19 protein-coding genes are annotated in these 20,670 nt (G+C 72.4%); 8 read left to right on the forward strand and 11 right to left on the reverse strand.

What is annotated here, in order from left to right:
* Positions 1-28: 28 nt before the first annotated feature.
* Complete coding sequence (locus tag F4556_RS00510; protein WP_184910608.1) at positions 29-415, reverse strand: hypothetical protein; 387 nt, start codon at positions 413-415, stop codon at positions 29-31.
* Positions 416-550: 135 nt separating this feature from the next.
* Here F4556_RS00510 and F4556_RS00515 point away from each other — a divergent pair, with 135 nt between their 5' ends.
* Together F4556_RS00515 and F4556_RS00520 are read left to right on the forward strand one after the other, a co-directional pair.
* A complete protein-coding gene (locus F4556_RS00515; protein WP_184910609.1) occupies positions 551-1,762 on the forward strand; it encodes an ankyrin and HEAT repeat domain-containing protein in 1,212 nt (403 codons plus the stop codon).
* A 542-nt stretch (positions 1,763-2,304) separates the two neighbouring features.
* On the forward strand, positions 2,305-4,806 hold the full coding sequence (locus F4556_RS00520) for an SCO7613 C-terminal domain-containing membrane protein (RefSeq protein ID WP_184910610.1): 2,502 nt from the start codon (positions 2,305-2,307) through the stop codon (positions 4,804-4,806).
* Positions 4,807-4,825: 19 nt separating this feature from the next.
* On the opposite strand, the gene F4556_RS00525 is transcribed toward F4556_RS00520, so the two are convergent.
* From F4556_RS00525 to F4556_RS00535, 3 genes are all read right to left on the reverse strand, one after another.
* Positions 4,826-5,401 (reverse strand): TerD family protein, encoded by a 576-nt coding sequence (locus F4556_RS00525; RefSeq protein ID WP_184910611.1) that lies wholly within the window; start codon positions 5,399-5,401, stop codon positions 4,826-4,828.
* Between the two features lie 117 nt (positions 5,402-5,518).
* On the reverse strand, positions 5,519-6,457 hold the full coding sequence (locus tag F4556_RS00530; RefSeq protein ID WP_184910612.1) for a M56 family metallopeptidase: 939 nt from the start codon (positions 6,455-6,457) through the stop codon (positions 5,519-5,521).
* Between the two features lie 3 nt (positions 6,458-6,460).
* Positions 6,461-6,898, reverse strand: a complete 438-nt coding sequence (locus F4556_RS00535) for a BlaI/MecI/CopY family transcriptional regulator (protein WP_184910614.1) — start codon at positions 6,896-6,898, stop codon at positions 6,461-6,463.
* Positions 6,899-7,112: 214 nt separating this feature from the next.
* Here F4556_RS00535 and F4556_RS00540 point away from each other — a divergent pair, with 214 nt between their 5' ends.
* A complete protein-coding gene (locus tag F4556_RS00540; RefSeq protein ID WP_184910616.1) occupies positions 7,113-7,697 on the forward strand; it encodes a TerD family protein in 585 nt (194 codons plus the stop codon).
* Positions 7,698-7,733: 36 nt separating this feature from the next.
* On the opposite strand, the gene F4556_RS00545 is transcribed toward F4556_RS00540, so the two are convergent.
* The 7 genes from F4556_RS00545 to F4556_RS00575 all read right to left on the reverse strand — a co-directional run bounded on the left by F4556_RS00545 (position 7,734) and on the right by F4556_RS00575 (position 14,732).
* On the reverse strand, positions 7,734-8,597 hold the full coding sequence (locus F4556_RS00545; protein WP_184910618.1) for an alpha/beta fold hydrolase: 864 nt from the start codon (positions 8,595-8,597) through the stop codon (positions 7,734-7,736).
* A gap of 18 nt (positions 8,598-8,615) precedes the next feature.
* Entirely contained in the window at positions 8,616-9,326 is a 711-nt protein-coding gene (locus F4556_RS00550) for a response regulator (RefSeq protein ID WP_184910620.1), read from the reverse strand.
* A 22-nt stretch (positions 9,327-9,348) separates the two neighbouring features.
* Positions 9,349-10,524, reverse strand: a complete 1,176-nt coding sequence (locus tag F4556_RS00555) for a sensor histidine kinase (RefSeq protein WP_184910622.1) — start codon at positions 10,522-10,524, stop codon at positions 9,349-9,351.
* A 3-nt stretch (positions 10,525-10,527) separates the two neighbouring features.
* Positions 10,528-11,049 carry a hypothetical protein gene (locus F4556_RS00560; RefSeq protein WP_184910624.1) on the reverse strand — a complete coding sequence of 174 codons (522 nt, stop codon included), beginning with the start codon at positions 11,047-11,049 and terminating at the stop codon, positions 10,528-10,530.
* A gap of 194 nt (positions 11,050-11,243) precedes the next feature.
* Positions 11,244-11,624: a GvpU-like protein gene (locus tag F4556_RS00565; protein WP_184910626.1), complete on the reverse strand. Its 381-nt coding sequence runs from the start codon at positions 11,622-11,624 to the stop codon at positions 11,244-11,246.
* An 82-nt stretch (positions 11,625-11,706) separates the two neighbouring features.
* Positions 11,707-13,350: a phosphoglucomutase (alpha-D-glucose-1,6-bisphosphate-dependent) gene (gene pgm / locus F4556_RS00570; RefSeq protein ID WP_184910628.1), complete on the reverse strand. Its 1,644-nt coding sequence runs from the start codon at positions 13,348-13,350 to the stop codon at positions 11,707-11,709.
* Positions 13,351-13,535: 185 nt separating this feature from the next.
* Positions 13,536-14,732, reverse strand: coding sequence for a L,D-transpeptidase (locus tag F4556_RS00575; RefSeq protein ID WP_184910631.1), 1,197 nt, complete (start codon positions 14,730-14,732; stop codon positions 13,536-13,538).
* A 127-nt stretch (positions 14,733-14,859) separates the two neighbouring features.
* Between F4556_RS00575 and F4556_RS00580 the strand changes: the two genes are divergently transcribed.
* The 5 genes from F4556_RS00580 to mmsB all read left to right on the forward strand — a co-directional run bounded on the left by F4556_RS00580 (position 14,860) and on the right by mmsB (position 20,662).
* Positions 14,860-15,351 carry a GNAT family N-acetyltransferase gene (locus F4556_RS00580; RefSeq protein ID WP_184910633.1) on the forward strand — a complete coding sequence of 164 codons (492 nt, stop codon included), beginning with the start codon at positions 14,860-14,862 and terminating at the stop codon, positions 15,349-15,351.
* Between the two features lie 73 nt (positions 15,352-15,424).
* Positions 15,425-16,525 carry a calcium:cation antiporter gene (locus tag F4556_RS00585; RefSeq protein ID WP_184910635.1) on the forward strand — a complete coding sequence of 367 codons (1,101 nt, stop codon included), beginning with the start codon at positions 15,425-15,427 and terminating at the stop codon, positions 16,523-16,525.
* Positions 16,526-16,718: 193 nt separating this feature from the next.
* On the forward strand, positions 16,719-17,819 hold the full coding sequence (gene chvE / locus F4556_RS00590) for a multiple monosaccharide ABC transporter substrate-binding protein (RefSeq protein ID WP_184910637.1): 1,101 nt from the start codon (positions 16,719-16,721) through the stop codon (positions 17,817-17,819).
* Between the two features lie 67 nt (positions 17,820-17,886).
* Complete coding sequence (gene mmsA, locus F4556_RS00595; RefSeq protein WP_184910639.1) at positions 17,887-19,428, forward strand: multiple monosaccharide ABC transporter ATP-binding protein; 1,542 nt, start codon at positions 17,887-17,889, stop codon at positions 19,426-19,428.
* 4 nt (positions 19,429-19,432) lie between these two features.
* Entirely contained in the window at positions 19,433-20,662 is a 1,230-nt protein-coding gene (gene mmsB / locus F4556_RS00600; RefSeq protein WP_184910641.1) for a multiple monosaccharide ABC transporter permease, read from the forward strand.
* Positions 20,663-20,670 lie beyond the last annotated feature (8 nt).

Genomic DNA, 20,670 nt, shown 5'->3' on the forward strand with positions numbered 1-20,670 from the left:
CCTGAGCGGGGCTGGGACCGACGCACCGTCAGTCCCGGCCCCGCTCAGGCCGGCCCGGCGGGACAGCCGACCGGACGCGCCGCAGCCGCTCCTGGCTGCGCGGAGCCGTGTCGATACCGAGCCGGGCCCGCCGCTCCAGCCGGTACGCGACCACCTCGGCGAGAGGTGCGTCCGCAGACTTCCGCCACTGACCGGTGCTCCGGCGCGCAAAGCGCACCTCGGAGTCGTCCACCGCCCCACCGAACGCCCTGAGCCGCCCCAGCGCCAACTGCTCGCCGCGGCGCAGCGCATGGTGGTTGGCCCGCCGCGAGCGCGGGATGTTCCGCCGGGAGCTCTTCTGGTTCTCACCGTAGAAGTTCCGACGGTCCTTCAGATAACTCAGGCGCTTCTTCTCCTGGGGTGACCTCCGCTGCATGCCCGCCATGCTGGCCGACCGGAAACTGCCCCCGCACCCCGTTTTCACTCGCCTATGCTCTCCCGGTGCCGTCTCGACCTGCGACGGGCAGGCGGAACGCCGAGCGAGGACGGGAACTTGGACGCGGAGCCACTCATGGCGGCAATACGGAACGGCGACGCGCGAGCGGTCGAGCAGCTGCTGGACGCGGGGGTCGACCCCGACGCCACCGACGAGCACGGCACCCCCGCACTGTGCCTGGCCGTGGACACCTTCGACCTGTCGGTCGTCGACACCTTGCTGAGATCGGCCCGACTGGACCGCGCCGGCGCCGACGGGCGCACCCCGCTGCTGCGTGCGATCGACAACGGCGCCTACGACATCACCAACGCCCTCATTGGGCACGGAGCCCGCCTGTGGGCCAAGGACGCCGAAGGGCGTGACGCCCTTGCGCTGGCCCGGTACTGGCACGAGACCGGCACCGTGACGGAGCTGCGCCGCAGGACCGGGCGGCCGGACCCGGTCGGCAGACGAACCGTCCGGTCCGTCGAGTTCGGGGCCTGCGAGGAACTGTCCCTGGGGAACCTGACGGTCAGGACCGGGCACGCCGCGATCCTCACCTCGCTGGAGCCGCGGTACGGCGTCACCACACCCTTCGACGAGTTGCTGGCCCGTGCACTGGCCGAACCGGACGTCACCCATGACGTGTGGTTCACCACGACCGACGTGCTCCGGCAGCGGCACGACGACCCCGCCGTCTGGGCCGCGGCCGCCGCCCTGCGCGACCGGCCGGACCCGTTGGAGCGGTACTTCGGCGCGGAAGTGCTGTGCACGACCAACCTCTTCGACGAGAGCGACGAGGCGCCGTTCGACGGACCGCTCGTCGACCTGTTCCTGCCCTGGGTGGCACGCGAGCCGGACCCTCGCGTGGCCTGGTCGCTCACCGCCGGCCTGACCGATGCCCTCGATCCGCGTGCCGGCGAATCGTTGCCCGCTCTCACCCGCCACCTCGACGCCGAGGTTCGGCAACGGGCGGTCAGCGGGCTTGGGCGTGCCTTGGAAATGGGGAACCCCGAGGCGCTGGCCGCTGCCCTGGAACGCACCGGAGACGAGGACGCGGCGGTCCGCCGAGCAGCCTGTGGAGCGCTTGCCTTCGCCCCACCCGGCACAGCGGGTGCCTCCGACGCACTCGCGGCCTGTCTCGGCGACGCCGACGAGAGCGTCCGGGTGGAGGCCGCGGCCCGACTCGCCCTGCGGGACGATCCGCGCGGCGACGACGTACTGAACACCCTGCGGTCCACCACCGAGGAGTCCCCGTATCACTGGCTGCTCGACGACGTGTACCGCCACCGCAGCCCGGGCCACTGACGCCCGATCGGATCAGCGGTACGGGTCGAAGTCGTCCCGGTGCGCCACCGCCCCGTCGGCCGCGAGGCGCCAGTGGCGGTAGTGCGTGGCCTCCCGCCAGGTCTCGGGGGGCGGCCACCGCGCGGTCGGCCCAGGCGGTGACCTCCGGCAGGCCGGACCGCAGCAGGACCTGCCGGGCGGCGGCCCGTTCGGCGGCCGGGACCGGGAAGACGGTGAGGGACAGCTTGGACCGCAGCGTGGGGTGCACGGTGACGCCGTACCACTGGATGCTCAGCACGGTGCCGTCCCCGTGCGGGCGGTCGGCGAAGTACAGGCGCTCGACCCGGGGCATCCGCTCGCCGAGTGCGGCGTCGAGGTCCGACGAGGTGAGCGGCCACGACAGGTGGCGCGGCAGGCGACGGTTTCGGGCTGGCATGACCCGAGCGTCGCAGACCGGGCGGCCGACCGGCGACTCAGCGGCCGGTCCGTGGGCCCGGGTCCGGCCGCAAGTTGAGTAGCCGTACTCATGTCGCCCCGTCGGCGTGGCCGCCACAATCAGCAGCATGACCACCGGTTCACCCGCCTGCCCGGGCTGTTCTTCGTCCCTGGGGCCCGCTCCCGTCGCCCGCTGCCCGCAGTGCGGGCTGCCGTTGCTCGGCCAGGACGCGGCCGCCCTCTGGCAGGTGACCCTCGCCCTCGCCGGGCTCGACGCCCAGCGGCGGTCGCTGCTGCTGCACCGCGACCACCTGCTGGCGGGGCTGCGCGCCCGGCAGGACCAGCCCGACCCGCCGCCGTACGCCCCGTACGCCCCGTACGCCCCACAGACCCTGTACGCCCAGGAGGTCTCGGGCCCGTCCGCGCAGACCGTCCTGCTGGCTCTGGGCGGGCTGCTGGTCGCCATCGCGGCGCTGGTCTTCACCGTGGTCAGCTGGGGTCAACTCGGGCTCGGGGCAAAGGCGTTGATCCTCACTGCCGTCACGGCCTGCGCGCTCCTCGCACCCGTGCCGCTCCGCCGCCGCGGGCTGACCGCCACCGCCGAGACCTCGGCGGCGCTCGGGCTGTCGTTGGTCCTGCTCGACTGGTACGCGGCCCGCGCCGTCGGCCTGGGCGGGCTCGACCGGATCGACGGCGCCGCGTACTGGGCGGGCGCCACCGCGCTGACCGCCGTCGGAGCGGCGGCGTACGGCGCGGCGGTACGGCTGCGCGGGCCACTGCCGGTGGCCCTGCTGCTTCTCCAACTCCCGTGCCTGCTGGTCGCGGTGGCCATCGACGGCGGCCCGGTCGCGATCGCCACCGCCGGCCTGGTCACCGCACTGCTGGACCTCGTCCTCGCCACCCGCACCACCGCCCTGCTGCTCACCGCCACCGGCGCGACCTGGGCGCTGCTCGGCGGCCTGCTGGCCGGCGGCTGGCTGCTCGACGCCACCACGTTCGCCGCCGCCTGGCCCACCTGGCTCCCGCTCGCCCTACTGGCGGCGCTCGGATTCGGTGCCGCCCTGCTGCCGGCAGCCACCCTGCCCGTACCCCTGCGCGCCGCCGAACCGCGCGGCGTCGCCGCCGCGCTCGCCGGGGCCGCGCTGCTGACCGGGCTCGGCGGCAGCCTGCGCTTCGCGCTCCCGGCCGACTGGGTCCCGGCGGGCTACGCCGTCCCCGGGGCACTGCTCGCCCTGGCGGGTGTGGTCGCCCTGACCGCTGCCGAGCCCCGGCGTCGGTCCGCCTGGCTGGGCCTACTCGGCGTAGCGGGCGCCGTCCTGGCCTTGGCCCAACTGTCGTTCCTGCCCGCCCTGTTGTCCGCGTACTTCGGCCCGGCCGCGCAGTGGGGCAGCACCTGGTTCGGCCTCGACGACGCCCACCGTGACTGGCAGCTCACCCCGGCCCCGTTCGCGCTGCCGTGGCTGCTCGTCGCGGTGCTCGGTGCGGCCGCCGCCCGCTGCGCCAGGACCGGACACCGGGCGCGGGCCCGGCAGTTGCTCGGCGCGGCGCTCGCCGTCGGGGGTCCACTCGCCGTACTGCTGCCCGCGCTGCTGCACCTGCCGTTGCGGACCGGCGCCGTCTGGGCCGTCCTGCTCGTGGTCGGCGCCACGGCCGCGCTGGTCCGCCGTCCGGCCGAACCGGCCGCCGCGCTGGCGCTGCTCGCCCCGACCACCGTGGCGGCGGTGCTCTGGTCCGGCGCCGACCGGCCGACCACCATCGCCGTCTGGTCCGTACTCGCCGTGCTGGCCGCCCTGTTGGCGGCCAGCCTGCCGGCCCCGTGGGCCCCGGTGCCCGCCGTCGTCGGCGTGCTCTCGCTCGCGGTGGTCGCCGTCACCGCCGGGGCAGCGGCCGGGCTCGCCCCGTACCAGTACGCCTTCGCCGTCCTCGCGGTCGCCGCGCTGTCCGTCCCGGTCGCCGCCCGGCGGGGCGGTCCGGTCGGTCTCGCGGTCGAGCTCACGGGGTACGCGCTCGCACCGGTCGCGCTGCTGCTGACGGCCGGTCACCCGACCGCGCTGAGCCTGCTGCTCGCGGTGGCCGGTGTGCTGGCCCTCGGCGTTGCCGCCCTGCGCCCGGACCGCCGCCGCCCGGCCGGACTGGCCGCGACGGCGCTGCTGATCCTCTCGTCCTGGGTCCGCCTGCTGCTCGCCGACGTGGCCGCGCCCGAGCCGTACACGGCGAGCGTCGCGGTGGCCGCCCTGACGATCGGTCACCTGCACCGCCGCCGCCTGCCGTCGACCCCGTCCTGGACCACGTACGGACCGGGCCTCGGCACGGCCCTGCTGCCCAGCCTGCTCGCCACCTGGACCGACCCGCAGTGGCTGCGCCCGCTGCTGCTCGGCGCCTTCGCGCTGGCCCTGACCGTGTTCGGGGCCCGGCGACTGCTCCAGGCCCCGCTGGTCCTCGGGGCCGGCACACTGCTGCTGGTGGCCTGCCACGAACTGGCCCCACTGCTGGTGCAGGTCCTGGACGTGCTCCCGCGCTGGCTTCCGCTGGCCGCCGCCGGACTGCTCCTGCTGGTCCTCGGCGCCACCTACGAGCAGCGGCTGCGGGACGCCCGCCGGGCGCGCGACGGGCTGCGCCGGATGGCCTGACCCGGTCGGCCGCCAGGGGTCAGACGTTGACGCCGAAGTCCTGGGCGATGCCGCGCAGGCCGGACGCGTACCCCTGGCCGATCGCCCGGAACTTCCACTCGGCGCCGTTGCGGTAAAGCTCGCCGAAGATCATGGCGGTCTCGGTGGAGGCGTCCTCGGTGAGGTCGTAGCGGGCGATCTCCGTACCGTCGGCCTGGTTGACCACGCGGATGAAGGCGTTCCGGACCTGGCCGAAGCTCTGCTGCCGGTTCTCGGCGTCGTAGATCGACACCGGGAAGGCGACCTTGGCCACGTCGGCCGGGACGGCCGCGAGGTTCACCTTGATCTGCTCGTCGTCGCCGTCACCGCCGCCGGTGAGGTTGTCGCCGCTGTGCTCGACCGAACCGTCCGGGCTCTTCAGGTTGTTGAAGAAGACGAAGTGCTGGTCGGTCAGCACCCGGCCGCTCGCGTTGCACAGCAGGGCGCTGGCGTCGAGGTCGTGGGACGCGCCGGTCGTCGTGCGGACGTCCCAGCCGAGACCCACGATGACCGCGGTCAGGCCGGGCGCCTCCTTGGTCAGCGAAACGTTGCCACCCTTGGCGAGCGAGACTCCCACGATGCCCCTCCTGAAGTTCCCGGCCGGGAGCCGATGCCCCGGCGGCTGAGCTGTGAATCTACAGCACTGTAGAGAACGAACCGAAGTCGAGCCCCTCGCCCGGGCACTGACACCCGCTCAGCCCAGCGGGTTCATCGGCACCACGTGCAGCACCAGCAGCAGCGCCAGGCACGCGTTCAGCGAGGACACCGCCGACACCGTGGTCCCCACCGCCGCGACCAGCGCGGCCAGGCCGGTACGGCTGTGCGCCGGCGGCCAGCCGCGCAGGCCGGGCCCGGGGGCCAGCAGGGCGGCGATCCGGCGCGGGACCGGCCCGGGCGCGGCGAATCCGGCCAGCCCGACGGGGACGGCGGCCGGCCCGGCGAGCGCTGCCCGGCCCACCGCACGGGCCGTCAGACGGCGGTCGCCCACCGCTTGGGCGGCCTCCTCGTCGGCCCAGCGCTCCGTACCGAACGAGACCGCCTCGCGCAGCGGGCGCAGGAACGGGTTCACGGCGGCGGCCAGCCGGACCAGCAGCAGGTAGCGGTGGTGACGGCCCCTCAGGTGGGCCCGCTCGTGCGCGATCAGCGCGTCCCGCTCATCGACGTCCAGGCAGGCCAGCATGCCGGTGGAGACCGCGATCCGGCCGGGACGGCCCGGGACGGCGTACGCGTAGGGCGTGTCGTCGGGCAGTACGACCACCTCGTCGCCGGGCAGCCCGGCCAGGGCGCGTCTGGCAGCGGACTCGACCCGCAGGTGCCGCCACCCGGCGACCGCCGCCGAGACGGTCACCGCGAGCAGCGCGGCTATCGACACCGCACCGACCGCCTCGTCGAAGGGCACCACCTCCCGGACCTCCGGGTCGGCCCACGCGTCGGGCAGCGGGTTGCCGGGGATCTGCGCGGTGCCCACCACGCCGAGCAACACCAGGCAGAGCGTGCTGCAGAGCCCGAGGACGGCCGCCAGGCCGGTGAGCAGGCGGGCCCCGGTGCGCGGATGCAGGTGCTGCTCGGCCAGCCGGGCGATCGGCAGCGCGGTCAGCGGCAGGACCAGCGGGAGGAACACGAAGACCCCCACCGCTCAGCCCTCCCGCCCGCTCGCCGAAGCGCCCGGCTGCGGGTCGGTCCCGGGCTGCGGCTCGGTCCCGGCCAGCAGCGAGCGGATCAGCTGCTCGTCGTGCGGCGACAGGGCGGTGACGAAGCTGGCCAGCACCGCGTCCCGGTCCGCCTCCCGGTCGAGCACCCGGCGCATCCGCAGCGCGGCCAGCCCGGCGCCGTCGGCGGCTGGTGTCCACAGGTAGGAGCGGCCGTCCCGGACCCGGGTCACGGCGCCCTTCTCGTGCAGGCGGGACAGGATGGTGATCACCGTGGAGTACGCCAGCTCGCCGTCGAAGTTCTCCTGCACCCAGGCCGCCGTGACCGGCCCACCGGCGCGGCCGAGCACCCGGAACAGCGCGGCCTCGAGCTCCCCCTGCCCGCGCCTGCGGCCCTGGTCGGCTCCGTCCACGCCCTGCGTCACGACGTCTCCCTCAAATTCGGTACCGCGCGGCACGGCGGCCGTTCATCCTAACGGCCCGGCGTGATCCGAAAGAGAGGCCCTAAACTGCTGGGGATTTCGACGTGCCGTCAGCGAGCGGAGCCCGGGTGCAACGGATCGCGCCCGCCGGGAGTTGACCGGGTGGAGTACTCGGCGGGGCCCTGCCCCGGACGTTTCCGCGAAGGAGAGTGTCACCGTGAGTGTGAACCTGGCCAAGGGTCAAGGAATCAGCCTGCGCAAGCCCGACGGCGGTGCGCTCAGCGTGGTGCGCATGGGTCTCGGCTGGCAGGCGGCGCCCCGCAAGGGCTTCCTCGCCAAGCTGACGGCCCGTGACATCGACCTGGACGCCTCGGCGGTGCTGTTCGCCGCCGGCCACGAGCTGGTGGAGGTGGTCTATTTCAACCGGCTGACCAGCACCGACGGTTCGATCCGGCACACCGGCGACAACCTGGTCGGCGGCACGGTCAGCGGTGGCGACGACGAGTCGATCCTGGTGGACCTGCAGCGCGTCCCGGCCCGGGTCGAACAGATCGTCTTCACCGTGAACTCCTTCACCGGCCAGACCTTCCAGGCCGTCCAGGACGCCTTCTGCCGCCTGGTGGACGAGAGCAACGGCCAGGAGCTCGCCCGCTACACCCTCACCGGCGGCGGCCCGTACACCGCCCAGATCATGGCCAAGGTCCAGCGCACCGCCACCGGCTGGGAGATGACCGCCATCGGCGCCCCCGCCACCGGCCGCACCTTCAAGGACCTGCTGCCCGCCATCACCCCGCACCTCTGAGCGAAGGCCGGGCCCCGCCGATACGGGGCCCGGCCGCTAACGATCGGCGGTCAGGAACGCCGTCACCGCCGCGACGAACCGCTCCGGCTCCTCCACCCACGGCCGGTGGCCCGACTCCGTCAGGACCTCCAGCCGGCCGTCGGTGTGACACTCCGCCACCCGCCGCGCCGGTACCGTCCCGATCAGGCCGTCGGCCGCACCGGCCAGCACCAGTACAGGAGTTGTGCCGGCCGACAGGCGGGCCAGTCGGTCCGTCAGCTCCCCGGGCCCGGGGGCTCCCGCGTAGTACGCGTCCCGCAGCCACGGCAGCGAGGTGGCGTGCCCGTGGCGGTACTCGGCCAGCCGGTCCCGGCTCCACCGGTACCAGGAGAACGGCAGGGTCCAGGCCTGCAGTACGGCGAGTTCGGGCCCGGTCACCGTGCCCTCGGCCAGCCGACGGTCGGCCTCCACCGCCTTCTCGTACCAGGGCTCAGCGGAGCGCGCCGCCCGCAGCGCCGCCAGTTCGGCCGGGTCGGGTTCGCGGTCGACCCGGCCCACCGGGGTGACCAGCACCGCGCGCCGTACCCGCCCCGGGTGAGCCGCCAGGTACTCCTGCGCGGTCAGGCAGCCCGCCGAGTGGGCCAGCAGGTCGAACCGCTCCAGCCCCAGGTGGAGCCGGAGCTCCTCGACGTCCCGCGCCTGCGCGACGAACGACACCGTGCTCCGGTCCGCGGGCACCTCGGAGCGTCCGGTGGCCCGGCCGTCCATGAAGATCAACCGATGGTGCTTGTCCAGCCCGCCGAGATCGCCCAGGTAGCGCGAGTCCGTCCCCGGGCCGCCGCCGAGGACCACCAACGGGTCGCCCGCGCCCGCTGATTCGTACCAGATGTCGACATGGTCATACGAAGAGAAGATCGGCATGCGGGCAACGATCACACACTAGGCCCGCCCGACGGGTCCGTTTTCCGCAGCCGAGGAGCCCGGCGTGCCGGGAGTGACCAGGCCGGATTCGTAGGCGAACACCACGGCCTGCGCCCGGTCGCGCAGACCGAGCTTGGCCAGGATGCGGCTGACGTGGGTCTTGACGGTCTGTTCGACCACCACCAGGGCCTGCGCGATCTCGGCGTTGGCCAGCCCCTGGGCGATCAGCTCCAGCACCTCGGTCTCCCGTGGCGTCAGACCGGCCAGCCGCCGGGAGGACTCACCGGGGCGGGCCGCCGGGCGCCCGGCGGCGAAGTCCGCGATCAGACGACGCGTCACCGACGGAGCGAGCAGCGCGTCCCCGGCGGCCACCACCCGGACGGCGTGCACCAGTTCCTCGCCCGGGGCGTCCTTGAGCAGGAAGCCGCTGGCGCCCGCCCGCAGCGCCTCGTAGACGTACTCGTCCAGGTCGAAGGTGGTCAGCATCAGTACCTTCGGACGGTCGCCGGGCCCCTGGAGCAGCCGGCGGGTGGCTTCGAGACCGTCCATCACCGGCATCCGGACGTCCATCACCACCACGTCCGGGTCCAGCCGGGCGACCGCCTCCAGCGCGGCGGCACCGTCGGCGGCGTCGCCCACCACGTGCAGGCCCTCGTGCGCGTCGAGCAGGGCCCCGAAGCCCTGGCGGACCATGGCCTGGTCGTCGACGATCAGGATGCTGGTGCTCATCGTTCCACTCCCCCTACTACGCTCACTTCACCGGCAGCGGCAGATCGGCCGTCACGGTGAACCCGCCGTCGGGTCCGGCCCCGGCCGAGAACTCACCGTCGAGCACCGCGACCCGCTCCCGCATGCCCATCAGACCATGACCGTCCCCGCCGACCGCCGACGACGGCGCGGCACCCGGTCCGTTCCGGACGGTGATCCGCAGCGAGGCCGCGGTCCGGTGCAGCCGGACGTCCACCGCGGCGCCGAGGGCGTGGCGCCGGGCGTTGGACAGGGACTCCTGGACGATCCGGTAGGCGCAGACGCCGATCGTGGCGGGGACGGTGTCGAGTTCGCCCACCACCTCCAAAGTGGCTCCGTCCCCGGATTCCCGTACCAGCGCCGCGAGTTGGCTCAGCTCGGGCTGCGGCACCCGGGCCGCCACCTCCTCGCCGCGCAGCAGGCCGAGCAGGCGGCGCATGTCGGTCAGGGCGTCCCGGGCGGCGCCGCTGACGGCCCGGAACTCTTCCCGGACCTCGGGCGCGCAGTCCGGCAGCCGGTAGGGGGCGGTCTCGGCCCGGACGGCGATCAGCGACATGTGATGGGCCACCACGTCGTGCAGTTCGCGGCCGATCCTGGCGCGCTCCTCCAGCAGGGCGCGCTTGGTCCGCTCCAGCTCGCTGATCTGTTCCTGCTCCACGAGCCTGGCCCGGGTCAGCGCGCGGTCGCGCAGCACCTCGGCCGCGATCAGCGCCAGGCCCGTCGCGATCACCACCGGCACCAGGCCGGACCAGCTGCCGCGGCCGGGCAGCACCGCGATCAGGACCGCGGTGCCGGCCGGTACGGCCAGCCCCATCGCGCTGCAGGCCCGGCGGGTGACCCGGCTGCCGGCCAACACCAGCAGGGCGACCAGCGCGGCCAGGCTGGTCACCGCCATCGGCCAGGGTTCGGCCGCCGAGACCGGGCGGGTGAGGACGGCGGTGAGCAGGACCGCCGCCGCCGACACCCCGAAGGCGAGCAGCGGGCGGGTCCGGCTCCACAGCAGCGGCAGCGCCCGCGCGACGCTGAGCGCCAGCGCCGCTCCGGCGTCGAGGGCGTAGTGCTGGTCCAGGTCGGCCCAGCCCACGCCGGTCAGGGTGAGGGCGGCGGCGGGCAGGGCGGCGGCCCGCAGCCACCGCCGGGTGGGTGCGGTGTTCATCGTCCGCCAGGCTATGACAGCCATGCCTCACGCCTCCGGACCGGTGCCCAGCAGGCGGACGGCGAGGCGGCTCTGACCGGTGGTCAGCAGCCGGACCACCGGCAGCAGGATCGCCAGCGTGAGCATCCCGACCGCGAAGTGCGCGGCCCAGGCACCGCCCATGGTCGGCCCGCCCCAGGCGTGCGACACGTCGTTGCCCCACTCCGCCAGCGGGTAGCAGACCCCACGGACCAGGACGTCCGCCCAGAGCACCCCGGTGAGCCCGGCGGCGAGCAGCTGCAACGGCAGCGCGAGCACGCTGTGCGCCAGCGTCCGCACCAGCCGCCCCCGGCCGGGCTCGCCGATCGGGGCGCCCAACAGCCGTACCGCCAGGCCGCGTTGCAGCCGATGGGCAGTACCGGCGGCGCCGACCAGGGTCAGCGGTACCGATACCAGGCCCACCGGCAGCGCGGCCAGCGCGTACGCCGACCGGCGCCAGGTGTAGCTGCCGAGCAGCCAGCCGAGCTTGGCGGAACGGGGCGCGGTGCTGAGCGAGGGTGCGAGAGTCATCGGAACTGCTCCTCCTGAAGGCTCGGCCGGGTGCCCGGCCTGTCGAGGAAGACGCTAGTTTTCGGACCGCTCGCGAACGTCACGCCAGGGAGCGAACTCCCGCCCCCTACCCGGGTAGGGGGTGTGCCCACAGCCGCCGACGGCACGGCCGGGCGCGGCCTGAACCGCTGTGGTCCAGGCCGGGCGCGGCCGACCTACTGGTCGGTGTAGCTGAGGTCGCCGACCGTCCAGCTGCTGATGTCGGCGATCGCGATCCGGTACATGCCGCCGGTGTGCGGCAGGCCGTAGCTGCCCTGCAGGATCCGGGCCAGGTGCAGGTGCAGGTGGGTCGGCCGGTCGGTGGCGGGGTCGTGGTCCGGGCCGTCGGGCTCGGGGGTCGTGAAGAGGGTGGCGAAGGGTTTGAGGTGGTCCGAGGCCGCGAGGACCTCGGCGATCCGTTCCCGCCAGAGGCTCTGCGGGGCGAGCCGTCCGGTGATGACGGCGCCGGGGACGACCACGGTCAGGGGCATCTGATTGCTGTGCTCGGACTCCACCATCGCGGCGATGTCGACGAGCAGCCCATCGGGGTTCGACATGCACAAATCCTAGTACCTCCCGGGACGGGCGGAGCCCCCGCACGCCGTGCCCCCGGCAGCGGGGGCACGGCGTGACCGTACGTCAGACGGTGCCCAGCACCTCGCCCACCAGCGCCCGGGCCTCCTCCTGCACCCGGGCCAGGTGGTCCGCGCCGTGGAAGCTCTCGGCGTAGATCTTGTAGACGTCCTCGGTGCCCGACGGCCGGGCCGCGAACCAGGCGTTCTCGGTGCAGACCTTGAGCCCGCCGATCGCGGCGCCGTTGCCGGGCGCCTCGGTGAGCACGGCGGTGATCGGCTCACCGGCCAGCTCGGCGGCCTTCACCTGCTCGGCCGACAGCTTGGCCAGCGCCGCCTTCTGCGCCCGGTCGGCCGGGGCGTCCACCCGGGCGTAGGCGGGGGCGCCGAAACGGTCCGTCAGTTCGCCGTAGTGCTGGGACGGCGTCCGGCCGGTCACGGCGGTGATCTCGGCGGCCAGCAGTGCGAGCAGGATGCCGTCCTTGTCGGTGGTCCACACCCCGCCGTCCCGGCGCAGGAACGAGGCCCCGGCCGACTCCTCGCCGCCGAACCCGACCGATCCGTTCAGCAGCCCGTCGACGAACCACTTGAACCCGACCGGCACCTCGACCAGTTGGCGCTTCAGGTCGGCCGCCACCCGGTCGATCATCGACGAGGACACCAGGGTCTTGCCGATCGCGGCCCCGGCCGGCCAGTCCTGGCGGTGCCGGTAGAGGTAGTCGATCGCCACGGCCAGGTAGTGGTTGGGGTTCATCAGGCCGCCGTCGGGCGTGACGATGCCGTGCCGGTCGGCGTCCGCGTCGTTGCCGGTGGCGATCGTGTACTCGTCCCGACGGCCGATCAGCGAGGCCATCGCGTGCGGGGAGGAGCAGTCCATCCGGATCTTGCCGTCCCAGTCCAGCGACATGAAGCGCCAGGCCGGGTCGGTCAGCGGGTTGACCACCGTCAGGTCGAGCCGGTGCGTCTCGGCGATCCGGCCCCAGTACGCCACCGAGGCCCCGCCCAGCGGGTCCGCCCCGATCCGGACCCCGGCGGACCGGATCGCGTCCAGGTCCAGGACGGAGGGCAGGTCCTCGGTGTACGTGCCGAGGAAGTCGTACCGCCCGGTGGTGTCCGCGGCCAACGCCCGGGTGTACGGCATCCGCCGGACGTCCGCGAGCCCGCCCCGGATCAGCTCGTTGGCGCGGTCCTGGATCCACCCGGTGGCGTCCGAGCCGGCCGGGCCGCCGTGCGGCGGGTTGTACTTGAAGCCGCCGTCGGCGGGCGGGTTGTGCGAGGGCGTCACCACGATGCCGTCGGCCCGGCCGGCCGGGTTGCTCCGGTTGTGGGTGAGGATCGCGTGCGACACGGCGGGGGTCGGCGTGTAGCCGTCGGCGCTGTCCAGCAGCACGGTCACGCCGTTGGCGGCCAGCACCTCGATGGTGGTGACCCGGGCAGGCTCGGACAGCGCGTGGGTGTCGATGCCGAGGAAGAGCGGCCCGGTGATGCCCTGGGCGGCCCGGTACTCGCAGATCGCCTGGGTGGTCGCGGCGATGTGGTCCTCGTTGAAGGCGGTGTCCAGCGAGGACCCGCGGTGCCCGGAGGTACCGAAGGCGACCTGCTGCCCGACCTCCGACGGGTCCGGGCGCAGCGCGTAATAGGCCGTCACCAGCCGGGCCACGTCGACCAGATCCTGCGGCTCGGCCTGCCGGCCGGCCCGTGCGTGCACCATGGTGTCCTCTTTCGTCCGTCGGCACTGCCCTCTGGCAGACGACGCCTCCGGGCGAGCCTGCCAGAGGGCAGCCTAACCGTGCTTCGCCCACCCGCTGTTCGGCATCGAAGCAGCTCCGGTTGGCGTGCCGCCGAGCAGCCGGACAACGTCCGGCCAAGCCTCGGCGGCGCCGCCGGTCCGAGCGGCTACCACTGGCTCCAGGCGATGTTCCAGCCGCTCATGCCGTTGCCCGGGTCCACCGGCTTCCCGACCGAGTTCTTGACCGTCACCACGTCGCCCACCATGGCCGCGTCGTAGAACTTGCCGGCCGGCCGGTCCGAGCTGCCGTCACCGGGGCCGTCGTAGAGGCCGATGCAGCCGTGGCTGATGTTCTGGCTGCCGAAGACGTCCGGGTCGACGTTCTTGCCGTGCACATAGGTGCCGGTCGGGGTGAGCCGCAGGGCGTGCGGCATCTCCACCCGGTAGGGCGCGCCCTCGTGGTTGGGCACCGTGCTGGAGTCCATCACGGTGGTCCCTTCCTTGGCCATCACCACCATGGTGCCGTTGAAGGTGTTCTGCGAGGCCGGGGAGCTGGCGCCCGCGCTGATCGGCACGGTCTCGTCCGGCTTGCCGTCCTCCTGCACCAGCATCTGCTTGCTGCTCGCGTCGGCGGTGCTGATCCGGGAGCGGCCGACCGTGAAGGTCTGGTCCTTGTCCACCTCGCCGTAGACGCCCGGTGCGGTCTCCACGCTCTTCAGCCGGTACTTGACGGTCACTCGGCTCTGCGGCTTCCAGTACTTCTCCGGGCGGAAGTCGACCCGCTGGGAGGTGAACCAGTGCGGCTTGACCACGGTGCCGTCGCCGGTGTCGATGGCGACCGCCCGCTCCACCGCCGCCCGGTCCTTGACCGGCACCTTGAACTCCAGCGAGACGATCATGCCGACCCCGTAGGTCCCGCCGTCGTCGATGTTGTCGACCGGACCCGCGCCCTTGCCGGGCGTCAGCGTGCTGAACCCGCCCTGCAGGCCGGCCGCCACCCCGTTCGCGTCCACGGCGTGCGCGTCGACCTGGTACTCCGTCGACACCGCGAGGATGCCGGTGGGCGTCCAGCCGGCACCGTCGACCGTGAAGGTCCCCGGCACCGCGCCACCGCCCTTCGCGGTGACCTGGACCTCCGTCAGTTTCCCGCCCTGCACCGAGACCTTGAGCGCGCCGGCCGGTTTGACGCCGGTGCTCCCGTTGCCCGGTTCGATGCTGATCACCGCCGAGGAGGTCTTCGACACCGACGGGCTCGCCGACACCCGCTGCTCCGCCTTCGGCGCCGCACCCCCCGAGCACGCCGCCGTCAGCGCCAGTACGCCGCCGAGCGCGCCGGTGGTCAGTGCCCTGCCAAATCGATTCATCCGTCCCTCTCCCAAGGTGTCGTTCCCTCAACACCACGCGGGAAGCATACGGAGAGGTTCTACCGGTTTCCCAACGGTCCGGCCACGAAGCCGCCGGTCACCCCGGGTGCGGCGGCATGATGGCCGGATGCACGATCTTGAGGCTCCGTCACCGACCACCGCCGCCCGCGTCCGGTCCGCCCGTCCCGCCGACCTCCCGCTGCTCGTCGAGCTGGCCGCCGAGCACGCCGCGTACGAGCGGGCCGCCCCGCCCGCCCCCGACCTGGCGGAGCGGCTGGACGCCCTGCTGTTCGGCGCCCCGGTACCCCGGCTGCACTGCCTGCTGGCCGAGCTGCCGGACGGCGAGCTGGTCGGCTACGCCGCGGCCGCGCCCGAGCTGTCCACCTGGCAGGGCCGCGAGTACCTGCACCTGGACTGCCTGTTCCTCCGCCCGGCCGCCCGCGGTGCGGGCCTCGGCGTGCTGCTGATGGACGCGGTGGCCGGCCTGGCCGGGCAGCTCGGCTTGGCCGAGGTCCAGTGGCAGACCCCCGACTGGAACGAGGGCGCCGCCCGCTTCTACGACCGGATCGGCGCTCGCGCCCGTCCCAAACTGCGCTACAGCCTGGCCGTCGGCCCCTGACCCGACCGCCCCACGACACGCCGAGGTCTGCGGCCCCGCCGCCTGGGCGGCCCGGCCCTGGAAAACTCGGGGGATGATCGCCAAGGCCCGCAGTCAAGCCCTGCAGTGGACCACCCTCGCCCCCGCGCTCGCCTTCGTGCTGCTCGCCGCGACCTGGGGGAGATCGCTGCCCACCGCGCTGGTGGTGCTGGTCGCGCTGTTCCTGGCGGCGGCCGTGCTGGCGGCGGTGCACCACGCGGAGGTGATCGCGCACCGGGTCGGCGAACCGTTCGGCTCGCTGGTGCTGGCGGTCGCGGTGACCATCATCGAGGTCGCGCTGATCGTGACGCTGATGGCCGACGGCAGTGAGAAGAACGCCACCCTGGCGCGGGACACCGTGTTCGCGGCGGTGATGATCACCTGCAACGGCATCGTCGGGCTGTGCATCCTGGTCGGCGCGCTCCGGCACCGGGTGGCGGTCTTCAACGCGGAGGGCACCGGCGCCGCCTTCAGCGCGATCGCCACCCTGGCGACGCTCAGCATGGTGCTGCCGACCTTCACCACCAGCAAGCCGGGCCCGCAGTTCTCCACCACCCAGCTGGTCTTCGCGGCGACCGCCTCACTGATCGTCTACGGACTCTTCGTCGGCACCCTGACGGTCCGCCACCGGGACTACTTCCTCCCGCTCACCGCCGAGGGCAAGGTGCTGGACGCCGACGACCACGCCGAGCCCCCCACGGCCAAGGCCGCCTGGATGAGCCTCGCCCTGCTGGGCCTGGCGCTGGTCGCGGTGGTCGGGCTGGCCAAGGGCGTCTCGCCGACCATCGAGAGGGTGGTCGCGGACGCGGGCCTGCCCGCCTCGGTGGTGGGCGTGGTGATCGCCATGATGGTGCTGCTCCCCGAGACCATCGCGGCGGTCCGCTCGGCCGCCCGGGACCGGATGCAGACCAGCCTCAACCTCGCCCACGGCTCGGCCCTCGCCAGCATCGGCCTGACCATCCCGGCCGTCGCGGTGGCCTCCGTCTGGCTGAGCGGCCCCCTGGTCCTCGGCCTCGACGCCACCCACATGATCCTGCTCGCCCTGAGCATCGCCGTCGGCACCCTCACCGTCATGCCCGGCCGGGCCACCCCCCTCCAGGGCGGCGTCCACCTAGCCATCATGGCCGCCTTCCTGGTCCTCGCCGTCAGCCCCTGACGCCCCGGCGCGGCGCGGCCGTGACTGCGGCCGCTCGGGTACACCTGGATTGTTAGCGCTAACAATTGTTCTGGTCAAGCCTGCGGCACGAGACGAAACGGTGACCCGCAGAGCCCTTGACGGGCTTTCTGTGAGCGTTAACACTCAGGTACCGCCGCCCCACCCCAGCGGCGCGGCCACCCATGGAGGAACAGTGCGCAAGCTCTCGATCGGACTCGCTGCGGCGGGCCTCTCGCTCACCCTGGCGGCCTGTGGCCAGAGTGCCAACGGCGTCGGCGACGACGCGGCCAAGAGCGCCGGGAGCGCCAAGGGCGGGCTGGTCGGCATCGCGATGCCGACCAAGTCGTCGGAGCGCTGGATCAACGACGGCAACAACATCGCCAAGGAGTTCCAGGCGAAGGGCTACAAGACCGACCTCCAGTACGGCGACAACGTCGTGGAGAACCAGGTCTCGCAGCTCGAGAACATGATCACCAAGGGCGCCAAGCTGCTGGTGATCGGCGCCATCGACGGCTCCTCGCTCACCAACGTGCTGCAGAAGGCCGCCGACGCCAAGATCCCGGTGATCTCCTACGACCGCCTGATCCGCGGCACCAAGAACGTCGACTACTACGCCACCTTCGACAACTTCAAGGTCGGCGTCCTGCAGGGCAGTTACATCGTCGACAAGCTCGGCCTCAAGGACGGCAAGGGCCCGTTCAACCTCGAGCTGTTCGCCGGTTCCCCGGACGACAACAACGCCAACTTCTTCTTCAACGGCGCGATGAGCGTGCTCAAGCCGTACATCGACGACAAGAAGCTGGTCGTGCAGAGCGGCCAGACCGCCTTCAACCAGGTCGCCACGCTCCGCTGGGACGGCGGGCTCGCGCAGTCGCGGATGGACAACCTGCTCAGCAAGTCCTACACCTCGGCCTCGGTGGACGCGGTCCTCTCCCCGTACGACGGCATCTCGATCGGCATCATCTCCTCGCTCAAGGGCGTCGGTTACGGCTCGGGCAAGAAGCTGCCGATCGTCACCGGGCAGGACGGCGAGCTGGCTTCGGTGAAGTCCATCATCGCGGGCGAGCAGACCCAGACCGTCTACAAGGACACCCGCGAACTCGCCAAGGTGGCCGTCCAGATGGGCGACGCGCTGCTGACCGGCGGCAAGCCCGAGGTCAACGACACCACCCAGTACGAGAACGGCGCCAAGACGGTTCCCGCCTACCTGCTGCAGCCGGTCAGCGTGGACAAGGAGAACTACCAGAAGGTCCTGATCGACGGCGGCCAGTACACCGCCGACCAGGTCAAGTAGCCTTCCCCACCACCCCCGTGGGCCCGCTCCGACCGGAGCGGGCCCCCCGGCGAACGGATGCACCATCATGGCCGGACCCATCCTGGAGATGCGTTCGATCACCAAGACCTTCCCCGGCGTCAAGGCGCTCTCGGACGTCAACCTGAGCGTGGCGCCGGCCGAGGTGCACGCGATCTGCGGCGAGAACGGCGCGGGCAAGTCCACCCTGATGAAGGTGCTCAGCGGGGTCTACCCGCACGGCTCCTACCAGGGTGAGATCCAGTTCCAGGGCGAGCCCTGCGAGTTCAAGGACATCCGGGCCAGCGAGCGGCGCGGCATCGTGATCATCCATCAGGAACTCGCCCTGGTGCCGTACCTCTCCATCGCGGAGAACATCTTCCTCGGCAACGAGCACGCGGGCCGCGGCTTCATCAACTGGAACCGCACCCTGACCCACGCTCAGCAGCTGCTCAAGCGGGTCGGCCTGGACGAGAGCCCGCACACCCGGGTCGCCGACATCGGCGTCGGCAAGCAGCAACTGGTCGAGATCGCCAAGGCTTTGGCGAAGGAGGTGAAGCTGCTGATCCTGGACGAGCCGACCGCCGCGCTGAACGACGAGGACAGCCGCAAGCTGCTCGACCTGATCCTGGAGCTCAAGGCCCAGGGCATCGCCTGCATCATGATCTCGCACAAGCTCAACGAGATCGCCCGGGTCGCCGACTCGGTCACCGTCATCCGGGACGGGCAGACCATCGAGACCATCCCGGTCGAGGGCATCACCGAGGACCGGATCATCCGTGGCATGGTCGGCCGCGACCTGGAGCACCGCTACCCCGAGCGCACCCCCGAGATCGGCGAGGTCGCCCTGGCCATCGAGGACTGGACGGTGCGCCATCCGCTCGACCACCAGCGCAAGGTGGTCGACGGCGCCTCGGTCAACGTCCGGCACGGCGAGATCGTCGGCATCGCCGGCCTGATGGGCGCCGGGCGCACCGAGCTGGCGATGAGTGTCTTCGGCCGCTCCTACGGCCGGTACGCCGGCGGCCGGGTGCTGATGGACGGCAAGGAGATCCGCACCCGCACGGTGCCGGAGGCGATCGCCCACGGCCTCGCGTACGTGACCGAGGACCGCAAGCAGCTCGGGCTCAACCTGATGGACGACATCAGCCGGAACATCTCGCTGAGCGCGCTCGGCAAGGTGGCGAAGCGCGGCTGGGTCAACCGGCACGAGGAGACCAAGGTCGCCGAGTCGTTCCGGAAGACCATGAACATCAAGGCTCCCTCGGTGTTCGCGGAGACCGGCAAGCTCAGCGGCGGCAACCAGCAGAAGGTCGTCCTCAGCAAGTGGATCTTCACCGAACCCGAGGTGCTGATCCTGGACGAGCCGACCCGGGGCATCGACATCGGCGCCAAGGCGGAGATCTACACGGTGATCGCCGAACTCGCCGCCCAGGGCAGGGCGGTGCTGGTGATCTCCTCGGAACTTCCCGAGCTGCTCGGCCTCTGCGACCGGATCTACACCATGGCCGAGGGCCGGATCACCGGTGAGGTGGACCGCTCCGAAGCGACCCAGGAATCCCTGATGCGGCTGATGACCCAGACCGCGGACCAACGACACGAGCAGGTGTAAGGCAATGGCCCAGACGACCGAGTCCCCCGAGACGCCGGTACTGCCGCAGACCGAACGCGCCTCCACCGGAGCGCTGTTGACCCGCGCCCTGCGGGGCAACGTCCGGCAGTACGGCATGCTGGTGGCGCTGGCCCTGATCGTGCTGCTGTTCCAGTTCTGGACCGACGGCATCCTGCTCCAGCCGCTCAACATCACCAACCTGATCCAGCAGAACGGCTACATCCTGATCCTGGCGATCGGGATGATGATCGTCATCATCGCCGGGCACATCGACCTCTCGGTCGGATCGCTCGCCGCCTTCGTCGGCGCCGCCTCGGCCGTGATGATGGTCAAGCACCAAGTGCCGTGGCCCGTAGCGCTGGTGGCGGCCCTGCTGATCGGCGCCCTGGCCGGCGCCTGGCAGGGCTTCTGGATCGCCTACATCGGCATCCCGTCCTTCATCGTCACCCTGGCCGGCATGCTGCTGTTCCGCGGCGGCACCCAGATCCTGCTGCAGGGCCAGTCGATAGCCCCGTTCCCGACCGGCTTCCAGAAGATCGGCAGCGGCTTCCTCCCCCAGGTCGGCCCGGCCACCAACTACCACAACCTGACCCTGCTGATCGGCGCGGCCGTGCTCGCGGTCGCCGTGCTCCAGGAGGTCCGGGGGCGCCGCCAGGCCGCCTCGTACGGGCTGGAGTTGCTGCCGATCGGGCTGTTCGCGGCCAAGCTCGCGGCGATCACCGCGGCGGTCGCCGTCTTCACCATGCTGCTGGCCAGCTACCACGGCGTGCCGATCGTGCTGCTGATCCTGGGCGGCCTGCTGGTCGGCTTCGGCTACCTGATGCGCAACTCGATCCTCGGTCGGCACACCTACGCGATCGGCGGCAACGAGGCAGCGGCCAAGCTGTCCGGCGTCAAGAGCAAGCGCGTGGTCTTCCTCGCCTTCGTCAACATGGGCGTGCTCGCCGCGCTGGCCGGTCTGGTCTTCGCCGCCCGGCTCAACGCCGGCACCCCGCAGGCCGGCATCAACTTCGAACTCGAGGCGATCGCCGCCGCGTTCATCGGTGGCGCCTCCGCCACCGGCGGTGTCGGCACCGTGCTCGGCGCCATCATCGGCGGCCTGGTGCTCGGTGTCCTCAACAACGGCATGTCGCTGGTCGGCATCGGCACCGACTACCAGCAGGTCATCAAGGGCCTGGTGCTGCTCGCCGCCGTCGGCTTCGACGTCTACAACAAGCGCAAGGTCGGTTCCTGACGGCCTGC

The sequence above is a fragment of the Kitasatospora gansuensis genome (assembly GCF_014203705.1).
GTDB classification, from domain to species: Bacteria; Actinomycetota; Actinomycetes; order Streptomycetales; family Streptomycetaceae; genus Kitasatospora; species Kitasatospora gansuensis.